We start from the raw sequence: 17,686 nt of genomic DNA, 5'->3' as shown, positions 1-17,686 counted from the left end.
CCGCTAAGCTCTTCGCTTCGGGAGTTTCGACTAGGCTTGGCAGTGCCCAGGCCGTCGTTCATGCTTCCAAGGCTTTATCAGCTTCCACTACCGGTATAGAACAAACCAGGCGCCATCATGGAAATCGATGCTCTGTTCGATCACCTGCATACCCTTCCCAGCATTCCCAAGGTGGCTCAGGAGCTGATCCAGCAATTCGACGATCCGGACAGCAGCATCGAGGACGTGGCCCGCAATCTGGCCCTGGATCCGGTGCTGTCGGCCAAGGTCCTGCGCCTGGCCAATTCGGTGCGCTTTCGTGGCGTCCGTCCCTCCACCAGCATCGAAGGCGCGGCCATCCGTCTGGGTTTCGACGCTCTGCGCACCCTGGTGCTGGCCTCGGCAGTGACCGCGGCCTTCCGCCACAATCCCAGCTTCGATCCGCGGGATTTCTGGCAGCACAGTTTCGACGTGGCCAGCATCTGCCGCGTTCTCGCCCGCCAGGCCGGCGCCGATCCCGAGACCGCCTTTACCTGCGGCATGCTGCACAGCATCGGCGAGTTGCTGATCAAGACGGCGGCGCCCGACATCGCCGCGCGCATCGACGCCGAGCAACGCGCGCCGGTGCCCGCCGACCAGGCCATCGGCTTCGGCTACCCCGAGGTGGGCGCGGAGCTGGCCCGCCGCTGGCAACTGCCGGTGGTGATCCAGCATGCCATCGCCTACCAGCTGCATCCCCAGGATGCACCCGAGGATTCCACCCAGGCGCGGATGGTCGCTCAGGCCCGGCTGGTGTCCTTTGTCCTGCGCCGCCATGGCGGTATCAATGACCAGGCCAAGGCCGCCCTGGCCAATCCCCTGCTGGAAGGCGTGGATCTGGATCACCTGCTGGGCGAGTTGCCCGAGGTCATAGAGGCGGACAAGGCCTTTGGTACCCTGATCAACTGACCGGCTGTCCCGTGCGCAGGCAAGGCCACTGCCTCCATCACAAATCTGCCAGTCGGTCATGGCGAAAATCGAACGGGCACCGCAAGAATCGGTCGAAGCGTTATAGCTGACAGGAGTGATTGCGATGGCCGAGCCGCTGAAGTTCACGGATGCGAACACCATTATCAAGGGCGCTTTTCAACCGATGCTGTGCGCCATGACCGCTCAGGATCCCGCGACCTTCAACGTCGAGGTCTATGCACCTAACGGCACGGCCCTCTTGCAACGACGCATCGCCCGGGTCGACCTGTTGGACAACTCCCTGCTGGAAGCCTTCATCTGCGACAGCCGCGCCCGTATCGAGCGGGCGACCCATGAGCGACTCGACTGGCAGGTGCGTTACACCCGTGCCTCCTGAGGTCGCATCGAGCGGTCAAACAAAGGCGCCCCGCGAGGCGCCTTTCGTTTGCCTGTCAATCGTTGAGCACGCGCTTCTGCTGACTGCCCTGGGCCTTGGTGGCAGGCGTCTTGTCGGCCTTCTTCTGGGTGGACGGCTTGGCGCTGGACGTGTCGTCGGCGCTGTCTCTGTTGCTGGTGTTGGAGCTGCCCGGCGCGCCGATGCCGTTGCCGGTCACTCCGGCGTCGTTGTTGCTGCTGGCGGCCAGGCTGGGACCGGCCAACAGGGCCAGGGCAGCGCTCAGGGCGAGGATCAGCGGGGTCTTGCGCATCTTGGTGTCCTCCGGCCGCGAAAGGAAGGGTGTCGCGGGCTGCACCCTGCCTGATTAGGCCAAAGGCCGGGCCAAGCGTTCCCACCTTCCTATAGACTAACGGCCATCCCGCCGCGCCTCGAAAGGTCCGGCCGTCGTATTCAGGAGTTGCCGTGAAGCACCGTTACCTCATCGTCGATCGCACCGCGCTCGATAGCCCTGCGCTGTTCGACTATCTGGCCGAGGCGCCGCAGCACCGCGTCATCGTCTCCGGCGGCACGGCCGAGCAACTGTTCGCGGCGGAGCTCTGGCCGCGCCTGCGCGAGCGCCTGGCGCCCCATGCCGAACGCTTCTTCTTCGCCGACTCCAGCGGCCCGCTGCTGCAGGCCGAACTGGAGGGCCGCAAGCCCGGTCTGCTGGATCGCGAGTTGACCCTGGCCTTCAAGCAGGCGGTGACCGCCGATGCCGAGGACGATCGCGTCCTGACCCGTATCCGCCGCGAACTGCTCGATACCGATGACGACTACCAGGCCAATCGCCGCATCTTCCTCAACAGCCTGCTGGGCCAGATGCGCCGCGCCCTGCCGGCAGGGGCGGTGACCGCCGGCAACTGGCAGGACGCCGTCCGCCAGGCCATCGCCGCGGCCCAGCAGGGGCTGGCCAAGGGCTTCGCGCCGGGTCTGGCCGATGCGCCCTTCAAGGTCTTCCTCAAGGCCTATCCGCTGGCCGCACGCTATGTCGCCCAGCTCGCCGTGCTGCTGATCACCGCCGGGCGCCAGGACAACGACGTCCTCATCGATCGCTTCGTCACCCAGGATCCGGCCCTGGTCGCCACTCTGTTCGATGGCCTGCTCACCGAAGACGACGACCAGCGCCAGGCCTACACCGCGCTCAAACGCACCCTGGATGCCCTGGGGACCGGCGGTCAGGCGTTGCACTAGGTCTCTAGAGACGCTCCAACAGCGCCGGCAGGATCACCCCGGCGGCGCCCAGCAGTTGCCAGTCGCCACTGAAATCCGCTGCCGGTTGCGGATCGATGCGCACCACCGTGGCGCCCTGCTGGCGCGCCACTTCCGGCAGACTGGCCGCCGGCTGCACCAGTCCCGACGTGCCGACCACCAGGCAGAGGTCGCAACGCTCGGCCAGGGCCCAGGCGTTGGCCAGGGCCGCCTCGGGCAGGGACTCGCCAAACCAGACCACCCCAGGCCGAGCTAGACCGCCACAGTAGGCACAACGTGGTGGCGCCACGAGCTGATCCTCGGCTTCCGGTAACGCCGGCGCTGCCAAGGGCCGCGCGCATTCGAAGCAGCGCGGCGCATGCAGGCTGCCGTGCAGATGAATCACGTCGCCACTGCCCGCGCGCTCGTGCAGGTCGTCGACATTCTGGGTGACCAGGCGCAGCCGCCCGTGCCGGCTACCCCAGTCCGCCAGGGCGCGATGCGCGGAATTGGGCTGAGGCCGCCAGCACCTGGGCACGGCGCCACTCGTACCAGCTCCAGACCCGGACCGGGTCCTCGACGAAGGCTGCGGCCGTCGCCAGTTGCGCCGGATCGAAGCGCGCCCACAAGCCGGTCAGGGCTTCGCGAAAGGTGGCGATACCGCTTTCCGCCGACACGCCGGCACCGGTCAGCACCAGCACCTCGTCGGCCTGGCGCAGGCGGTCGAGCAGCACCGGCGGTAAGGCGGCGAGGCCGTCTCGGCAATCGATGGGATCGGGCATGAAGGCGTTGGCTCCTGACATCTGCGGCAAAACAACAGGGTCTTGCGGACCGCGGAAAAGGGCGAAAGTGTGACGATACTCGACGGATGGTGAGTCCACTCATCGTTTTCCAGGGAACTGAGGTTCAACCCTGGCGCTACAGGCCGATAATCCGGGAGTCCGCGTCCGATGTCGCTCCTACCCCAACGGTATGTGAATGAAGAAGTCCGTCGTTTCCAAGTATCCGCGCCTGCTGATCGCCGGCGTTCTCGCCCTCGTCACCCTGGTCAGCCTGGCCTGCTGGTGGTGGCTCAAGCCTTCCACTCCGGCTCCGACCGCCACGGCCATGCTCGCCAGTGTGCAGCAGGCCCCCGAACACTGGACCCAGGAGCCCCGCGATTTCTCCGTACTGCTGGCCGATCTGCGCGCCGGCGTCATCAGTGGCGCCGTGATCGGTGACCGTACCCTCTACGTCGACACCACCCGCGGCGAGCACTACGCGGTGACTGATAATGGCGGTCGCCTGACCGACCGGTTGCTGGCCGATTACGCCACCCAGGCCGAGCCGCTGTTTCCGATCGCCACCTGGAGCGAGTCCGGCCAGCGCCACCCCTGGCTGGATGCCCTGCTGTTCAACCTGCCGGGCTATCTGCTCCTGCTGTTGCTGGCCGTGCCCCTGGCGCTGCGCTTCGCCAGCCCCTTCAAGCTGCACCGCAAGGGCACCGGCATCTCCTTCAAGGATGTGGTCGGCGCCGCCGAAGCCAAGCGCGCCCTGGAAGACGTCACCACCTGCCTGCGCAATCCCAAGGCCTTCGCCGCCCTGGGTGCCCGTCCGCCCAAGGGCGTGCTGCTGACCGGCGAACCCGGCACCGGCAAGACCCAGCTGGCCAAGGCCCTGGCCACCGAGTGCAACGCCCACTTCATCCAGGTGACCGGCAGCGACTTCTCCTCGATGTTCTTCGGCGTAGGCATCCAGAAGGTCAAGTCGCTGTTCCGCACGGCGCGCAAGAAGGCGCCCTGCATCATCTTCATCGACGAGATCGACGGTATCGGTCGCCGCGCCGAGCAGTCGCGCTCCAGCGATGCCGAGGCCAACCGCATCATCAACCAGTTCCTTACCGAGCTGGACGGCTTCGATGGCACCAGCGGCGTACTGGTCCTGGGCGCCACCAACTTCGCCGACTCCCTGGATCCGGCGCTGCGCCGCGAAGGCCGCTTCGACCGCACCATCGCCGTGCCGCTGCCGAGTCTGGAAGACCGTCGCGCACTGTTCGAACTCTATGCCGGCAAGCTGCCCTGCCAGGGCGAGCTGGATCTGGCCGCCCTCTCCCGCGGCACCGTGGGCCTGACCCCGGCGGCCATCGCCTACATCAGCAACCACGCCGCCCTGCTGGCCGCTCGTGAGAACGCCAGTGCCGTGACCATGGCTCACTTCGTCGAGGCCATCGAGACCTGCCGCATCGGCGAGCAACCGGTCGGCGTCACCCCGCTGGGTTCGGCCGAGCGTACCCGCATCGCCGTGCACGAAGCCGGTCATGCCCTGGTCGCCGCCGTGCTCAATGTCGGTCGGGTGGAAAAGGTCACCCTGCTGCCCCGTGGTCAGGCCCTGGGCGTGACGCTGATCACCCCCACCGAAGACAAGCGCCTGCACCTGAAATCGGAACTCGAAGGCCGCATCCAGATGCTGCTGGCCGGTCGCTGCGCCGAGCAGCTGTACTTCAACGAGGTTTCCTCGGGTGCCGCCCAGGATCTGCAGGAAGCCTCCAAGCTGGCGCTGTCCATGGTCGCCTCCCTGGGCATGGGCCCGAGCGGCTCGCTGCTCAGCCTGCAGGCCCTGCGCGACGCCGGCATCGACTTCGACGCCGCGCCCAGCATCGCCGCTGCCGACCAGTTGCTGCACAGCCTGGATCATCGCTGCCTGGCGCTGATCACCGAACTCAAGCCGGCGCTGGACGACATCACCGACCAGTTGCTGCGCGACGAGACCATTCCCGGCAGTGCCGTGGCCGAAGCCATCGCCCGCGCCAGCGGCCTGGAAGCCTGCGGCGCCCTCAACCGTGCCCTGGCCTTCGTGCCGGAACGTTCGACTGACCCGCGCGCGGGTGACGGCGAACACAGCATCGCGGCGGCCTTCAAGGGCGAGTGATACCCGCGACGCCCTGAAACGCAAAAGCCCCGGTCCGCCGGGGCTTTTTCATGTCAGCGCCTGAACAGGCTCCTAGAGGATATTGGCGTAATCCGCCTCGATCCGATCCAGACTCAGGTGGTTGAGGAAGTTGGAGAAGCACATCCAGGCCGCCAGGGCGTTGAGGTCCTGGAATTGCGCGGGCAGGTACTTGGGCGGTACCACCACGCCCTCATCCACCAGCTGGCGCAGGATGCGCATGTCCTCCAGGGTGGTCTTGCCGCAGAACAACAGCGGGATCTGCTCCAGCTTGCCCTTGCGCACCGCCAGCTGGATGTAGTTGTAGATCAGGATGAAGCCCTTGAGATAAGACAGGTCCTTGGTGAAGGGCAGCCCGGTCGGCGTCGAGCCACGAAACACCCGGCTGGCGTTCTGGTAGCCCGACTCCAGGTCATAGCCCTGCTCCTGGAAGAAGCGGAACACCTCGAGGAAATCCGCGCCATCCTCGGCCAGGTGGATGGCGCGGGTGCGATTGGTCAGCTTGCGCAGGCGGGTCGGATAGGAGGCGAAGGCGATCACCTCCATGAGGATCGCCAGGCCTTCCTGGGTCACGGTGGACGACGGCGGGCCCTTGGCCAGGAAGGTGCAGATCGGCTGGTTCTGGCCATTGAGGGTGGTGCCGACGTGCACCAGGCCCTCGTGGACCTCCAGGGCGCGCACGTCACGCTCGTTGAACAGGGCGTCGGCGCGCACCTTGATGTAGTCGGCGCCAGCCGCGGCGTCGGCGACGATACCGTCGGACTCGAACACCCGGATGGTGCCTTCCGTCTCGCCAAAGACCCGATTCAGCCGTTCCTGCAGGATGGGCACGGCGTCCTTGGCGGTCAGGGTCTTGGGCTCGTCTTCCAGGGCGCCGCGATGGGCGATGTTGTCCAGGTAGCTGGACATCATCATGCCCAGGTCGGCCAGGGTCGGATCGCCGGCATGGAAGGCATCCGAGGCGGCGCCATAGAGCTCCTGGGAAATCAGGCCGAAGTCCGGGGTGCCGCGCGCCTGCAGCATGCGGATCACCATGCGGTACTCGCGGCACATGCGCCTCATGATCTGGCCGACCGGATTGAACTGGCCGAGCTGGCGGGTGACCTCCCGCTCGATGCTCTGGAATTCGCCCTTGAGCGCATCGGCGTCGAAGCCCAACGGGCGCCCTTCGTAGAAGGCGCGATCCACCGCCGGCAGGCGCTTGCCCTTGCCCTCCAGGAAGCCCTGGCGCACCCCGTCGTCCCACTTCACCGCATCGAGGATGCGGATCGGCGCCTGAGCCGCGACGATGCGGTCGGACAGCTGGCGAATGGTCTGGTGATAGGGATCGAGAAAGGGCTGGCGGGCATTCATGACGGCGACCGGGCGACGGGCAAGACCTCAAGGATGGCCGTTGCCGCGTCTTTTGCCTAGGTTTCGTGACGGCAGACCGGCCGAGCCGCGCTATTTGGCGAACAGCTGGCTCATGTCCTTGAAGGCCTTGAACTCCAGGGCGTTGCCGCAAGGGTCGAAGAGAAACATGGTGGCCTGCTCGCCGACCTGGCCCTGGAAGCGGATATAGGGCTCGATGACGAATTGGGTCTCGCGGGCGCGCAGACGGTCGGCCAGGGCTTCCCACTCGTCCCAGCCGAGCACGATACCGAAGTGTGGCACCGGCACGTTGTGGCCGTCCACGGCGTTGGTGTGAGCCTCGTCCTGGGACGCGGTCTTGGGGTGCTCGTGGATCACCAGCTGGTGGCCATAGAAGTCGAAGTCGACCCAGTGGTCGCTGGAGCGGCCTTCGGCGAGGCCGAAGACATCCCCGTAGAAGTGCCGGGCGGCGGCCAGGTCGTAGACGGGGATGGCGAGATGGAAGGGCGACAAGGCCATGCTGGGAAATCCTGCTGAGGGGGAATGCAGCCATTCTCACCCCAGGTTTTCCTGTGCATAAAGCGTATTTTACTGCCCCCGAGCGACAAAAATTTTGTGGCTCGCTACAGTGGCCTCTCCTGACTTCAGGCAACCGCCATGCTTCGCGAACTCAAGACCCTGCTCGCCGTCGCGCGCCACGGCAGTTTCGCCGCGGCCGGTCTGCACGTGGGCCTCACGCCCTCGGCGGTGAGCGCCCAGATCCGCACCCTGGAACAGAATCTGGGCGTGAGCCTGTTCGACCGCAATGGTCGCAGCGCCCTGCTCAATGCCGCCGGTCGCCGGGCCCTGCCGCTGGCCGAAGAGATCCTCGCCACCTATGCGCGCATGGCCGGCGCCGGTGACGAGATCCAGGGCGAATTGCGCATCGGCGCCATCGCCAGCGTCCAGACTGGCCTGCTGCCCGGCACCCTGGTACGGCTGCGCCAGCAGGCGCCACGCCTGGAACCGCGGCTGGTGCCGGGCGTATCCCTGGCGCTGCTCAGCCAGGTGGATGCCGGCGAGCTGGATCTGGCCATCCTCATCCGCCCGCCCTTCGAACTGCCCAAGGAGTTGCACGCCACCACCTTGTTGCAGGAACCCTTCGTGCTGATCGCGCCGCCGGACCTGTCCGGCGATGATCCGCGCCTGCTGCTGGAAACCCAGCCCTTCATCCGCTACGACCGCCACTCCTTTGGTGGGCGCCGGGTCAGCGCCTTTCTGCGCGAGCAGCGCCTGGCGGTGCGCCAGGTGCTCGAACTGGACGAACTCGATGCCATCGTCAAGATGGTCGAACACGGCCTGGGGGTGGCCCTGGTGCCCTGCGCCGGCCTCTGGCTGGAGCATGCGCGGGTGCGCCGGCTATCGCTCGGTGCCCTCACCTTCCATCGCGAACTGCAGGTCATCACTCGCCACGCCGGACGCGATCTGCCGGCGGTGGCGCTGTTTCGCCAGTGCCTGACCGAGGTCGTGTCAGAGCCTGGTTAAAATCTCGCGAGCTAGAGACAAACAAGGCGAAAATGGCTGAGGAAGCGGAGTTTACGAGTGGTAAATGAGCATTCCGAAGCCATTTTCAACACAGTTTGGCCGACGCGCAGCAGATTTTGAACAGGCTCTTAGAACAGGTGCACCAGCAACCAGTAGAGTGACGCGGACAGCGCCATGGCCACCGGCAGGGTGAGCACCCAGGCCAGCGCCAGGTTGCGCACCGTGGCCCACTGCAATCCGGAGCCATTGGCGGCCATGGTCCCGGCCACGCCCGAAGAGAGCACATGGGTGGTGGAGACCGGCAGGCCGAAGGCGTCCGCCGCGCCGATGGTGCCCATGGCCACCAGTTCGGCCGAGGCGCCCTGGGCATAGGTCAGGTGGGTCTTGCCGATACGCTCACCGACGGTGATGACGATGCGCCGCCAGCCGACCAGGGTCCCCAGGCCCAGGGCGATGGCCACCGCCACCTTGACCCACAGCGGGATGAAACGGGTGGCCTGGTCGATCTGCCGCTTGAATTCCTTGAGGTCCTCCTGCGCCTTGGGCGCCAGCCCCGGCAGATGCTCCTTTTCCAGCAGGCGGATGGATTCCGACGCCAGGTACATGGCGTTGCGCACGTTGGGCATGCTCTGCGCCGGCACGTTGTTGAGCGCGCCGTACTGGCGCACCTCGCGGGCGATGTCGTCGGTGATGGCCGCCAGCGCCGGCAGCACCTCGGGATTGCTCTGCCGCTTACGCACGAATTCCAGCAGCACCCCATGGGGATCGGCCGGTGCGGCCTGGGGCGCCGCCTGGCGCAGCCCGCTGGCGGTGACCTCGGCGACGGCGGCGAAGGCCGGAGTGGCGGTGGCCGGTACGGCTCGATTGAGCGCATAGGCGGTCGGCAGGGCGCCGACCAGGATCAGCATGATCAGCCCCATACCCTTCTGGCCGTCGTTGGAGCCATGGGCGAAGGATACCCCCGTGCAGGTCAGAATCAGCAGGCCGCGGATCCAGGGTGGCGGCGGCTCGGCGCTTTTCGGCTCCTGATAGAGTGTCTGGTCGCGCACGATCCGCTTGAGCAGCACCAGCAGCAGCGCCGCGCAGACGAAGCCGATCAGCGGCGAGAACAGCAGCGCATAACCGACCTTGGCCACCTGGCCCCAGTCCACACCGCTGCTGCCATCCAGGCCGCCCAGCCAGGCATGCATCAGGCCGACGCCGATGATGGAGCCGATCAGGGTATGGGAGGACGACGCCGGCAACCCCAGCCACCAGGTGCCGAGATTCCAGACGATGGCGGCGATCAGCAGGGCGAAGATCATGGCGAAGCCCCGGCCCGCGCCCATCTCCACCACGAGGTCCACCGGCAGCAGGGCGATGACGCTGAAGGCCACCGCACCGCTGGAGAACAGCACCCCGAGGAAATTGCAGAAACCGGACCAGAGCACCGCCGCATTGGGCGGCAGCGAATGGGTGTAGATCACCGTGGCCACGGCATTGGCGGTGTCGTGGAAACCATTGACGAATTCGAAACCGAGGGCGATCACCAGCGCCAGCGTCAGCCCGGCGAAGGGCAGCCAGGTGGTGGGCGACGACTGGGCATCGCTGACATCGTTATGGATACCGCCGAGGGTCACGGCCAGACCGGTCAGCAGCAGCACGATGAACAGCACGATCCGCAGCGGACCGGGCTTGCGCGAACTGTGCAGGGGATGGGACAGCGGCGACAGGGAGGCGGCTGGACTGGACGAAGGCATGGGGCGAACTCCGACACGGGATCTGGCTACCCTGCGCCGGCCACATGACGCTTTTACGTCAGCCAAGTGGCCAGACGACGGATGACCGTCGCGGGCTTTTTTCCACGTCGCCCCTGCCCTGCTAGGCTGGGACTTTGCTCAAGGATCTCGCCGATGTCCCCGCGCTGGCTGCTCTGCCCCCTGCTGCTGTCCCTCGTCACCGGCGCCATGGCTGCCACCGGACCTTCACCGCGCAGTTGCGTCCAGGAAATCGGGCAGCGGCCCGCTCAGGCCCTGGCCACCACCTGCCGAGCGCTCTCCCCCGCCACGCGACCGCCCTGCAACGCGGCCAACAGCTGCGCGCTGATGCAGGACGAGATCGCTCGCAGCTGTGCCCTGTTCGGCGATGGCGAGGCGGCCAGGGAACCCGGTTGCGGTCCGTTGCCCAGTAGCGCCGAGGCGGCGGCGGCCGTGGTCCGGCGTTACTACGGGGCGCTGGATGCGCGGGACTACGGCACCGCCTGGCAGCTATGGGGAAGCGATGGCCAGCCCGGCAACAGCTACGAGAAATTCCGCCAGGGCTATGCCAGGACTCGCAGCGTCCAGGTGACCCTCGGTCAACCTGGCCCGGTCGAGGGTGCGGCCGGTTCGAGCTATGTCAGCATCCCGGTGACGGTCAAGGCGCGCCTCGCCGACGGTACCCGCCAGACCTTCAGCGGCCGCTATCAGCTACGCCGGGTCAACGACGTCGACGGCGCCTCGGCCGAGCAGCGCCATTGGCATCTGGACAGTGCGAAGCTACGGCAACAGCACTAACCGGGGCCGATCTGCCGCAGCTGTGACAGCCGACTACGCGTCCGCGACATGTCGGCGATCTCACTGTCGGCCAGGGTCTCGTCGAGCGGCGCGGCGCTGATCAGGAACAGCGCCAGGCGACGGTCATAGAGCACGTCCACCAGGTTGATGAAGCGCTGACGGGCGGCGGGGCTGGCGTCGCGCAGCGGCGGCACCGCATCGAGTAGCCAGCGCTGCCAGCTTTCGCTCAGGGTCAGGTAGTCGAGGACTGCCGTGGGGCCTTCGCAGAGGTCGGCGAAGCTGAAGTGCAGCAGACCCCCCGCGGCGCTGATGGCGGGCAGGCTGCGATGGCCTACCGGCACCTTGATCCTGGTCTGCGCCAATGGCGGCAGCGTCAGCCGACGACGCTGCTCCGGGCTACCCGGCCAGAGATAGGCGCCAACGCCGAAGGGATCGGGCTCGGCAGGGCTGGCGCCGCGATAGTCCTGGGGACCGCCCACCGAGAGGATGTCCATGCGCGTCTCGATCAACCGGATCGCCGGCAGGAAGCGCTCGTGGTAGAGCGGATTGGGCAGCAACCCCTCCGGCGGATAGTTGGAGGTGGTGATCAGCACCACACCGCGGCTGAACAAGGCCTTGAACAGCCGGGTGATGAGCATGGCATCGCCGATGTCATGCACATGGAATTCATCGAAACAGAGCAGTCGGCAGCCGGCGAGCAAGTCGTCCAGGCTGGCGGCCAGGGCATCGCCCCCCGGCGGTTGGCGAAACATCCGCTCGTGCAGCTCGCGAAAGAAGGCATGGAAGTGCACCCGGCGTTTTTCGGCGAATGGCAGGGCGGCGAAAAATCCGTCCAGTAGGAAGCTCTTGCCACGCCCCACCGGCCCCCAGAGATAGAGGCTGCGCGGCGTCTGGCGGCGAAACAGGCGCGGGCGCAGGAGTTCGTCGGCCAAGACGGCGAAGCGCTCGATGGCGGCCTGTTGAGCGCTATCGAGAGTGTACCCACGGGCTTGGGCCAGATCGGCGAAATGCTCCAGCACCTGCTGGGCGGGCGAAGCGGAAGTCATGGCGGCTGGCCAGGAAAGATAGGCCGCTAATGAAGCCGGAGCCGACGCCGCCGGTCAAGACCGATGACGTCGGCTCACCGCAGGTTCAGGCCGCGGCGATGAACAGGCACAGGCAGCAGAAGAAACCACCGGCCCAGGCCAGGGAACGGCGGGTGGCGTGGTCGCGGATATACAGCCAGGTGTAGGCGATGCGGCTGAGCAGGAAGAGGAAGGCCCAGAAGTTGATGGTGCCCTGGTCGGCGCCACCGGTGACGTGGGCGACGATCACTGCCGCGGCGAACAGCGGATTGATCTCGAAGGCGTTCTGCTGGGCGGCATTGGCCCGGGCCCGGGCGCCTTCCAGCTTGCCGAGGAAGCTGCGCGGATCCCGATTGTCCTCGGGCGTGAAGCCGCTGCCCTTGAACTTGGCGTAATAGGCCGCGCCATAGGGCACGAGATAGACGAGGAAGATGCACCAGTAGGCGAAGGTCATGTCGGCGTCCCTGGAAGTGTGAGGGTTCGCCTATCTGACCTGCCTGGACGGGAAAAATCCACTCCGCTTCAGGCGGGTGCGGATCTGTGGGTCCAGCGGGCCATCAGCGCGGTCGCCACCGCACAGAGCGCCAGCACCGCGCACATGGGCACCACGGTGCCGTTGTGCAGCGCGCCCACGCTGCTGGAGGCCAGCGCCGCCAGGATGAACTGCAGACTGCCCATCAGCGCCGAGGCACTGCCGGCATTGGCGCCCTGCCCCGCCAGGGCGCAGGCCGAGGCGTTGGGCACGATGCCACCGAGCAGGGCGATGGCGCAGAACAACGGGATCATCAGCACCGGCAGCGCCTTGGGCTGGAAGGCGCCCACCAGCAGCAGGACCAGCCCCGCCGCGGCATAGGCCACCACCGCGCGACGCAACCAGAAGGCCGGTCCCTGGCGGACCACCAGGCGGGCATTGAGCTGCCCCAGCAGGATGAAGCCGGCGGCATTGAGACCAAAGACCCAGCCATAGTGCTCGGGTTTGACGCCGTAGAGTTCGATCAGCACGAAGGGCGAGCCGGAGATGTAGGCGAACATGCCGGCCATGGCGATACCGCCGGTGAGGGTGTGGCCGATGAAGGTGCGATCACGCAGCAGCCGCAGGTAGTTGCGCAAGGCCCCCCGCAGCGGCGGCCGCGGATGGTGCGCCGGCAAGGACTCGGGCAACCAGAGCGCCACGGCGGTGCCGCAGGCGGCGGCGAACAGCGCCAGGCTGACGAAGATCGCCTGCCAGCCAAAGGTGCTGAGCAGGAGGCTGCCGGCGAAGGGCGCGATGATGGGGGCGATCCCGGTCACCAGCATGATCTGCGAGAAGGCCCGCGCCGCGGCCATGGGCTCGCAGAGATCCCGCACCACGGCTCGCGCGATCACCATGCCGGCGCAACCGCCCAGGGCCTGGACGAAGCGCGCGGCGATCAGCCAGGGCAGACTCGGCGCCAGGGCGCAGCCCAGCGACGCCAGGCAGAACAGGCCGATGCCGATCAGCAGCGGCAGGCGGCGACCGAAGCGGTCCGCCAGGGGGCCATAGAACAGCTGACCGCTGGCCAGACCGGCGAAATACACCGCCAGACTCAGCTGCACGTGTTCGATGTCGGTGGCGAACGACCTGGCCAGCGACGGGAAGCTGGGCAGGTACATGTCGATGGCGAAGGGAGCGAAGGCCGAGAGGGCCCCGAGAATCAACAATAAGCGAAAAGTCATGAAGCCTGATCCGATGGAAGCGGAAGTGTCGCGCAGTTACATACAATCATGTTTGTAAAAGCGCCGAGGCGCGCTAGACTGCGTGGCAGACCCACTGCCAGTCAGATCGCCCATGCGTCGTACGAAAGAAGAAGCCGAACAGACCCGCCAAGCCATTCTCGATGCGGCGGAAGCCCTGTTCCTGACCAATGGCGTGGCGCGTACCAGCTTGGAAATGATCGCCCGCGAATGCGGCGTCACCCGGGGTGCAGTGTACTGGCATTTCCAGAACAAGGCCCACCTGTTCCACGAAATGCTTAGCCAGATAAGGATCCCCGCCGACGAACTGAGCGAACGCCTGCGCGTCGACGGCGAGGAAGATAGCCTGCAACGGCTGTTCAAACTGTGCATCGAAGGCATGGCGAAGTTCACCCAGCCTGGCCGCGAGCAGCGGGTGATGACGATCATGCTGCACCGCTGCGAATTCACCGAAGAGCTGCGCGAGGCCGAAGAACGCGATCTGCAGTTCCTGCGGCAGTTCATTCGCATTACCGACGCCCTCTTCACCGCCCAGGCGCACCGCCTGCAGCCGGGCGTGACGCCACAACTGGCCAGTCGGATGCTGCACAGCCTGTTTCTCGGCACCCTCTCCGATCTGCTGCGCGACGAACAGACCTTCGCCCCGCTGCTGGCCGCCGATCAGGTGTTCACCACCTTCTTCCGCGCCATCGTGCGCGACTGGACTCAGTCGACGACGGTATAGCCCGCCTGCTCGATGGCCGCGCGGAAGGGCGCATCAACCTCGGCGCTGTCGATGCGCACCTCGCCCGCCTGCAGATCCACCTCGACCCGCGCCCGGGCATCGACCTTGAGGACCGCCGCCTCGACCGCGCTCACGCAGTGGGCGCAACTCATTCCGACTACCTTGATGACATGCATGGTCTGCTCCTGTCTGTCTTGACCTCTTTCTCCTGACGCCAGCGCCAGGACCGGGTTCCAGTGTTGACCTTGACCCGAGGTCAAGGTCAACACTGAGCTCAGGAGGTGCCCATGCACGAATTCGAACTCTCCATCAGCGGCATGACCTGCGCGGCCTGCGCCGGGCGGGTCGAGCGCGCCCTGCAGAAGGTCCCGGTCGTCAGTACGGCCGGTGTCAACCTGGCCAGCGAAAAGGCCCGTGTCAGCGCGCCAATCGACGCGGCGCCGGCGCTGGCCGAGGCGGTCAGCGCGGCTGGCTACCAGGTGGCCGAGGTCGAGCATGACCTGTCACTGTCCGGCATGAGCTGCGCCAACTGCGCCGGGCGGATCGAAAAGGTCTTGCGTACGGTGCCCGGGGTGCTGACCGCCGAGGTCAATCTGGCCAGCGAAAGAGCCCGGGTGAAGACCCTGGCCGCGGTCGAGACGCAGGCCCTGATCGTCGCGGTGGAAGCGGCGGGTTACGGCGCCGAGGATCGCCTGGCCGAAGACGACCGCCCTGCCCCGGTACGTCAGGGCCTGCGCTGGGAACGCCTGGAGCTGGCCTTGGCGCTGCTCTTGGCCGCGCCGCTGATTTTGCCCATGCTGCTGACGCCCTTCGGCTGGCACCTGATGCCGCCCGCCTGGCTGCAATTTCTGCTGGCGACACCGGTGCAATTCCTCATCGGCGCGCGCTTCTATCGTGGCGCCTGGCATGCCCTGCGCGCCCGCAGTGGCAACATGGACGTGCTGGTCGCCCTGGGCACCAGCGCCGCCTACGGCTTGAGTCTCTATCTCTGGCTGGTCAAGGACAGCCCCCATCTCTACTTCGAGACGGCGGCCATGGTCATCGCCCTGGTGCGCCTGGGCAAATATCTGGAGACCCGTGCCAAGCGCCGTACTGGCGCGGCCTTGCGCGCTCTGGAAGCTCTGCGCCCCGAAAGCACCCGCCGCCTGGATGCCGACGGCAACGAAGAGGAGGTCGCCCTCAACCGGCTGCGCCTGGGCGATCGCATGCAGCTTCGTCCGGGTGAACGCATCCCCGCCGATGGCCGCATCCTGCAAGGCGAAAGCCAGGTGGATGAAGCCCTGCTCACCGGCGAGAGCCGCCCGGTCGCCAAGGGCCCCGGCGACGAGGTGGTGGGTGGCGCCATCAATGGCGAGGGCAATCTGCAGGTCGAGGTCACCGCCCTGGGCGGCGAGACGGTGCTGGCCGGCATCATCCGCCTGGTGGAAGACGCCCAGGCCACCAAGGCGCCCATCCAGCAACTGGTGGATCGCATCAGCCGGGTGTTCGTCCCGGTCGTGGTGGCCCTGGCGCTGGTCACCCTGCTCGGCTGGCTGCTGGTCGGTCACGCCCTGGAGCCCAGCCTGCTCGCCGCCGTCGCTGTGTTGGTCATCGCCTGCCCCTGCGCCCTGGGCCTGGCTACTCCTGCCGCGCTCATGGCCGGTACCGGGGTGGCGGCGCGGCACGGCATCCTGATCAAGGACGCCGAAACCCTGGAGCGCGCCCAAGGCATCACCACCGTGGTCTTCGACAAGACCGGCACCCTGACCGCCGGCCAGTTGCGCCTGCGCCACCTGGCCACGGCGCCTGGCATCGAGGAAGCCGAGTTGCTGAGTCTGGCCGGCAGCCTGCAACGCGGCAGCGAACACCCCCTGGCCGCAGCGGTGCTTTTAGCCTGTCGTGACCGTGACCTGGACACCCCGCCCGCCCAGGACGTCCGCGCCCTCCCCGGCCGCGGCCTCCAGGGCAGTTGGCAAGGACGGCCGCTGTTGCTGGGCAATGCCCGCCTGCTGGCCGAACGGCAGCTGGACGCCGGCCCCCTGGCCGACGCCGCTCGCGCCTGGGAAGACCAGGGACTGACCCTGTCCTGGCTGCTGGAAACCGGCGCCCAACCGCGGGTGCTGGGCCTGCTGGCCTTTGGCGACGAGATCCGTCCGGGTGCCGCCGCGGCCATCGCCCAGCTGCGCCATGACGGTATCGACAGCTGGCTGCTGACCGGTGACAACCGCGGCAGCGCCCGCCAGGTGGCCGCGGCGCTGGGCATCGCGCAGTGGGAGGCTGAGGTACTGCCCGCCGACAAGGCCACGGTGGTCGCCCGTCTGCAAGCGACCCAGGGCAGCGTCGCCATGGTCGGCGACGGCCTCAATGACGCCCCCGCTCTGGCCGCCGCTGAACTGGGCATCGCCATGGGCTCGGGCACCGCCGCCGCGCGCCATGCCGCCGGCATCACCCTCTTGCAGGAGGATCCACGCCAGGTGGTGGCGGCCTTGGACATCGCCCGGCGTACCCAGCGTAAGATCCGCCAGAATCTGTTCTGGGCCTTCGTCTACAATGTCATCGGCCTGCCGCTGGCGGCCTTTGGCCTGCTCGACCCGGTCTATGCCGGCGCCGCCATGGCCTTTTCCAGCGTCAGTGTCCTGGCCAATGCCCTGCTACTGGGCCGCTGGCGCCCGTCTGGAGACCTCTCGTCATGAACATCGGCCAGGCCGCCAAGGCCAGCGGACTCACCGCCAAGATGCTGCGCTACTACGAGCGCATCGGTCTGCTGGCGCCTGCCGGGCGTACCGACAGCGGCTATCGCCAGTACGGCGCCGAGGATCTGCGGGTGCTGGCTTTCGTCCGCCGCTCGCGGGAACTGGGCTTCAGCCTGGAGGAGATCCGCCAGCTGCTCAGCCTCTGGCAGGACCGGCAGCGTGCCAGTGCCGACGTCAAGGCGCTGGCCAAACGGCACATCGCCGAGCTGGATCTGAAGATAGCCGAACTGACCCGCCTGCGCAGCACCCTGGGCGAGCTGGTGTCCTGCTGCCATGGCGACGCCAGTCCCGACTGCCCGATTCTCGATACCCTCGGCGGCTGAGGACCTGTTCACGATCTCGCGAGCTAGAGCCAAACAAGGCCTAGGCGGCCCCACGAAAATGCCTGAGGAAGCGGATCGGACTCGCGCTCGAGTTTACAAGTGGTAAATGAGCATTCTGACGGGGCTGGCCTTCCAGGGCGTTTTCAACGCCGTTTGGCCGACGCGCAGCAGATCGTGAACAGGTTCTGACGCAACCGCGGCCGCCTGGCGGAGTCCATCGCTTATCCCCCGCTGCCGAGGTACCCC

At 67.0% G+C, this 17,686-nt stretch carries 17 protein-coding genes and 1 pseudogene; 9 read left to right on the top strand and 9 right to left on the bottom strand.

Annotated elements, in window-relative coordinates; all coding sequences use genetic code 11:
• Positions 1 to 114: 114 nt before the first annotated feature.
• Together V6W80_RS04710 and V6W80_RS04705 are read left to right on the top strand one after the other, a co-directional pair.
• Positions 115 to 927, top strand: coding sequence for an HDOD domain-containing protein (locus V6W80_RS04710; protein WP_197480265.1), 813 nt, complete (start codon positions 115 to 117; stop codon positions 925 to 927).
• A 124-nt stretch (positions 928 to 1,051) separates the two neighbouring features.
• Entirely contained in the window at positions 1,052 to 1,324 is a 273-nt protein-coding gene (locus V6W80_RS04705; protein WP_007162578.1) for a hypothetical protein, read from the top strand.
• A 55-nt stretch (positions 1,325 to 1,379) separates the two neighbouring features.
• On the opposite strand, the gene V6W80_RS04700 is transcribed toward V6W80_RS04705, so the two are convergent.
• Entirely contained in the window at positions 1,380 to 1,634 is a 255-nt protein-coding gene (locus tag V6W80_RS04700; protein WP_064308584.1) for a hypothetical protein, read from the bottom strand.
• A gap of 152 nt (positions 1,635 to 1,786) precedes the next feature.
• On the opposite strand from V6W80_RS04700, the gene V6W80_RS04695 reads away from it, so the two are divergent.
• On the top strand, positions 1,787 to 2,554 hold the full coding sequence (locus V6W80_RS04695) for a hypothetical protein (RefSeq protein WP_338545978.1): 768 nt from the start codon (positions 1,787 to 1,789) through the stop codon (positions 2,552 to 2,554).
• Between the two features lie 4 nt (positions 2,555 to 2,558).
• Here the strand turns inward: V6W80_RS04695 and V6W80_RS04690 are convergent.
• Positions 2,559 to 3,333, bottom strand: a pseudogene (locus V6W80_RS04690) (SIR2 family NAD-dependent protein deacylase).
• Positions 3,334 to 3,529: 196 nt separating this feature from the next.
• Between V6W80_RS04690 and V6W80_RS04685 the strand changes: the two are divergent.
• A complete protein-coding gene (locus tag V6W80_RS04685) occupies positions 3,530 to 5,458 on the top strand; it encodes an AAA family ATPase (RefSeq protein ID WP_338545977.1) in 1,929 nt (642 codons plus the stop codon).
• Between the two features lie 72 nt (positions 5,459 to 5,530).
• Here V6W80_RS04685 and V6W80_RS04680 read toward each other — a convergent pair whose 3' ends face one another.
• The gene (locus V6W80_RS04680; RefSeq protein WP_160923570.1) at positions 5,531 to 6,829 is read right to left on the bottom strand and encodes a flavohemoglobin expression-modulating QEGLA motif protein; all 1,299 of its coding nucleotides are present in this window, start codon (positions 6,827 to 6,829) and stop codon (positions 5,531 to 5,533) included.
• A gap of 90 nt (positions 6,830 to 6,919) precedes the next feature.
• Positions 6,920 to 7,345: a VOC family protein gene (locus tag V6W80_RS04675; protein ID WP_017640917.1), complete on the bottom strand. Its 426-nt coding sequence runs from the start codon at positions 7,343 to 7,345 to the stop codon at positions 6,920 to 6,922.
• A 138-nt stretch (positions 7,346 to 7,483) separates the two neighbouring features.
• Between V6W80_RS04675 and V6W80_RS04670 the strand changes: the two genes are divergently transcribed.
• Complete coding sequence (locus tag V6W80_RS04670) at positions 7,484 to 8,350, top strand: LysR family transcriptional regulator (RefSeq protein WP_338545976.1); 867 nt, start codon at positions 7,484 to 7,486, stop codon at positions 8,348 to 8,350.
• Positions 8,351 to 8,478: 128 nt separating this feature from the next.
• Here V6W80_RS04670 and V6W80_RS04665 read toward each other — a convergent pair whose 3' ends face one another.
• Positions 8,479 to 10,089 (bottom strand): inorganic phosphate transporter, encoded by a 1,611-nt coding sequence (locus tag V6W80_RS04665; RefSeq protein ID WP_338545975.1) that lies wholly within the window; start codon positions 10,087 to 10,089, stop codon positions 8,479 to 8,481.
• Positions 10,090 to 10,242: 153 nt separating this feature from the next.
• On the opposite strand from V6W80_RS04665, the gene V6W80_RS04660 reads away from it, so the two are divergent.
• Positions 10,243 to 10,884: a hypothetical protein gene (locus V6W80_RS04660; RefSeq protein ID WP_338545974.1), complete on the top strand. Its 642-nt coding sequence runs from the start codon at positions 10,243 to 10,245 to the stop codon at positions 10,882 to 10,884.
• On the opposite strand, the gene zapE is transcribed toward V6W80_RS04660, so the two are convergent.
• The 3 genes from zapE to V6W80_RS04645 form a co-directional block, all read right to left on the bottom strand.
• Entirely contained in the window at positions 10,881 to 11,930 is a 1,050-nt protein-coding gene (gene zapE, locus V6W80_RS04655) for a cell division protein ZapE (RefSeq protein WP_338545973.1), read from the bottom strand. The two genes, V6W80_RS04660 and zapE, sit on opposite strands and share 4 nt — an antisense overlap.
• Positions 11,931 to 12,015: 85 nt before the next feature.
• Positions 12,016 to 12,402, bottom strand: a complete 387-nt coding sequence (locus V6W80_RS04650) for an MAPEG family protein (protein WP_017638759.1) — start codon at positions 12,400 to 12,402, stop codon at positions 12,016 to 12,018.
• A gap of 68 nt (positions 12,403 to 12,470) precedes the next feature.
• Positions 12,471 to 13,643: a multidrug effflux MFS transporter gene (locus V6W80_RS04645; protein WP_160923565.1), complete on the bottom strand. Its 1,173-nt coding sequence runs from the start codon at positions 13,641 to 13,643 to the stop codon at positions 12,471 to 12,473.
• A gap of 112 nt (positions 13,644 to 13,755) precedes the next feature.
• Here V6W80_RS04645 and V6W80_RS04640 point away from each other — a divergent pair, with 112 nt between their 5' ends.
• The gene (locus V6W80_RS04640) at positions 13,756 to 14,385 is read left to right on the top strand and encodes a TetR family transcriptional regulator (RefSeq protein ID WP_160923564.1); all 630 of its coding nucleotides are present in this window, start codon (positions 13,756 to 13,758) and stop codon (positions 14,383 to 14,385) included.
• Here V6W80_RS04640 and V6W80_RS04635 read toward each other — a convergent pair.
• Entirely contained in the window at positions 14,367 to 14,561 is a 195-nt protein-coding gene (locus tag V6W80_RS04635) for a cation transporter (RefSeq protein WP_017638756.1), read from the bottom strand. The two genes, V6W80_RS04640 and V6W80_RS04635, sit on opposite strands and share 19 nt — an antisense overlap.
• Before the next feature lie 111 nt (positions 14,562 to 14,672).
• Here V6W80_RS04635 and V6W80_RS04630 point away from each other — a divergent pair, with 111 nt between their 5' ends.
• Together V6W80_RS04630 and cueR are read left to right on the top strand one after the other, a co-directional pair.
• A complete protein-coding gene (locus tag V6W80_RS04630) occupies positions 14,673 to 17,057 on the top strand; it encodes a heavy metal translocating P-type ATPase (RefSeq protein WP_338545972.1) in 2,385 nt (794 codons plus the stop codon).
• Positions 17,054 to 17,440 carry a Cu(I)-responsive transcriptional regulator gene (gene cueR / locus V6W80_RS04625; RefSeq protein ID WP_017638754.1) on the top strand — a complete coding sequence of 129 codons (387 nt, stop codon included), beginning with the start codon at positions 17,054 to 17,056 and terminating at the stop codon, positions 17,438 to 17,440. The genes V6W80_RS04630 and cueR overlap by 4 nt, the downstream gene beginning before the upstream one ends.
• Positions 17,441 to 17,686 lie beyond the last annotated feature (246 nt).

Source organism: Pseudomonas benzopyrenica, from assembly GCF_036884265.1.
GTDB lineage: Bacteria > Pseudomonadota > Gammaproteobacteria > Pseudomonadales > Pseudomonadaceae > Chryseomonas > Chryseomonas benzopyrenica.
This window is presented reverse-complemented; position numbering and strand designations above follow the sequence as displayed.

Excerpts from the sequence above, each read along its gene's own strand:
- V6W80_RS04705 (WP_007162578.1), top strand. The coding sequence starts at position 1,052 with ATGGCCGAGCCGCTGAAGTTCACGGATGCGAACACCATTATCAAGGGC.
- V6W80_RS04700 (WP_064308584.1), bottom strand. The coding sequence starts at position 1,634 with ATGCGCAAGACCCCGCTGATCCTCGCCCTGAGCGCTGCCCTGGCCCTG.
- V6W80_RS04685 (WP_338545977.1), top strand. The coding sequence starts at position 3,530 with ATGAAGAAGTCCGTCGTTTCCAAGTATCCGCGCCTGCTGATCGCCGGC.
- V6W80_RS04680 (WP_160923570.1), bottom strand. The coding sequence starts at position 6,829 with ATGAATGCCCGCCAGCCCTTTCTCGATCCCTATCACCAGACCATTCGC.
- V6W80_RS04675 (WP_017640917.1), bottom strand. The coding sequence starts at position 7,345 with ATGGCCTTGTCGCCCTTCCATCTCGCCATCCCCGTCTACGACCTGGCC.
- V6W80_RS04670 (WP_338545976.1), top strand. The coding sequence starts at position 7,484 with ATGCTTCGCGAACTCAAGACCCTGCTCGCCGTCGCGCGCCACGGCAGT.
- V6W80_RS04665 (WP_338545975.1), bottom strand. The coding sequence starts at position 10,089 with ATGCCTTCGTCCAGTCCAGCCGCCTCCCTGTCGCCGCTGTCCCATCCC.
- V6W80_RS04660 (WP_338545974.1), top strand. The coding sequence starts at position 10,243 with ATGTCCCCGCGCTGGCTGCTCTGCCCCCTGCTGCTGTCCCTCGTCACC.
- zapE (WP_338545973.1), bottom strand. The coding sequence starts at position 11,930 with ATGACTTCCGCTTCGCCCGCCCAGCAGGTGCTGGAGCATTTCGCCGAT.
- V6W80_RS04650 (WP_017638759.1), bottom strand. The coding sequence starts at position 12,402 with ATGACCTTCGCCTACTGGTGCATCTTCCTCGTCTATCTCGTGCCCTAT.
- V6W80_RS04645 (WP_160923565.1), bottom strand. The coding sequence starts at position 13,643 with ATGACTTTTCGCTTATTGTTGATTCTCGGGGCCCTCTCGGCCTTCGCT.
- V6W80_RS04640 (WP_160923564.1), top strand. The coding sequence starts at position 13,756 with ATGCGTCGTACGAAAGAAGAAGCCGAACAGACCCGCCAAGCCATTCTC.
- V6W80_RS04635 (WP_017638756.1), bottom strand. The coding sequence starts at position 14,561 with ATGCATGTCATCAAGGTAGTCGGAATGAGTTGCGCCCACTGCGTGAGC.
- V6W80_RS04630 (WP_338545972.1), top strand. The coding sequence starts at position 14,673 with ATGCACGAATTCGAACTCTCCATCAGCGGCATGACCTGCGCGGCCTGC.
- cueR (WP_017638754.1), top strand. The coding sequence starts at position 17,054 with ATGAACATCGGCCAGGCCGCCAAGGCCAGCGGACTCACCGCCAAGATG.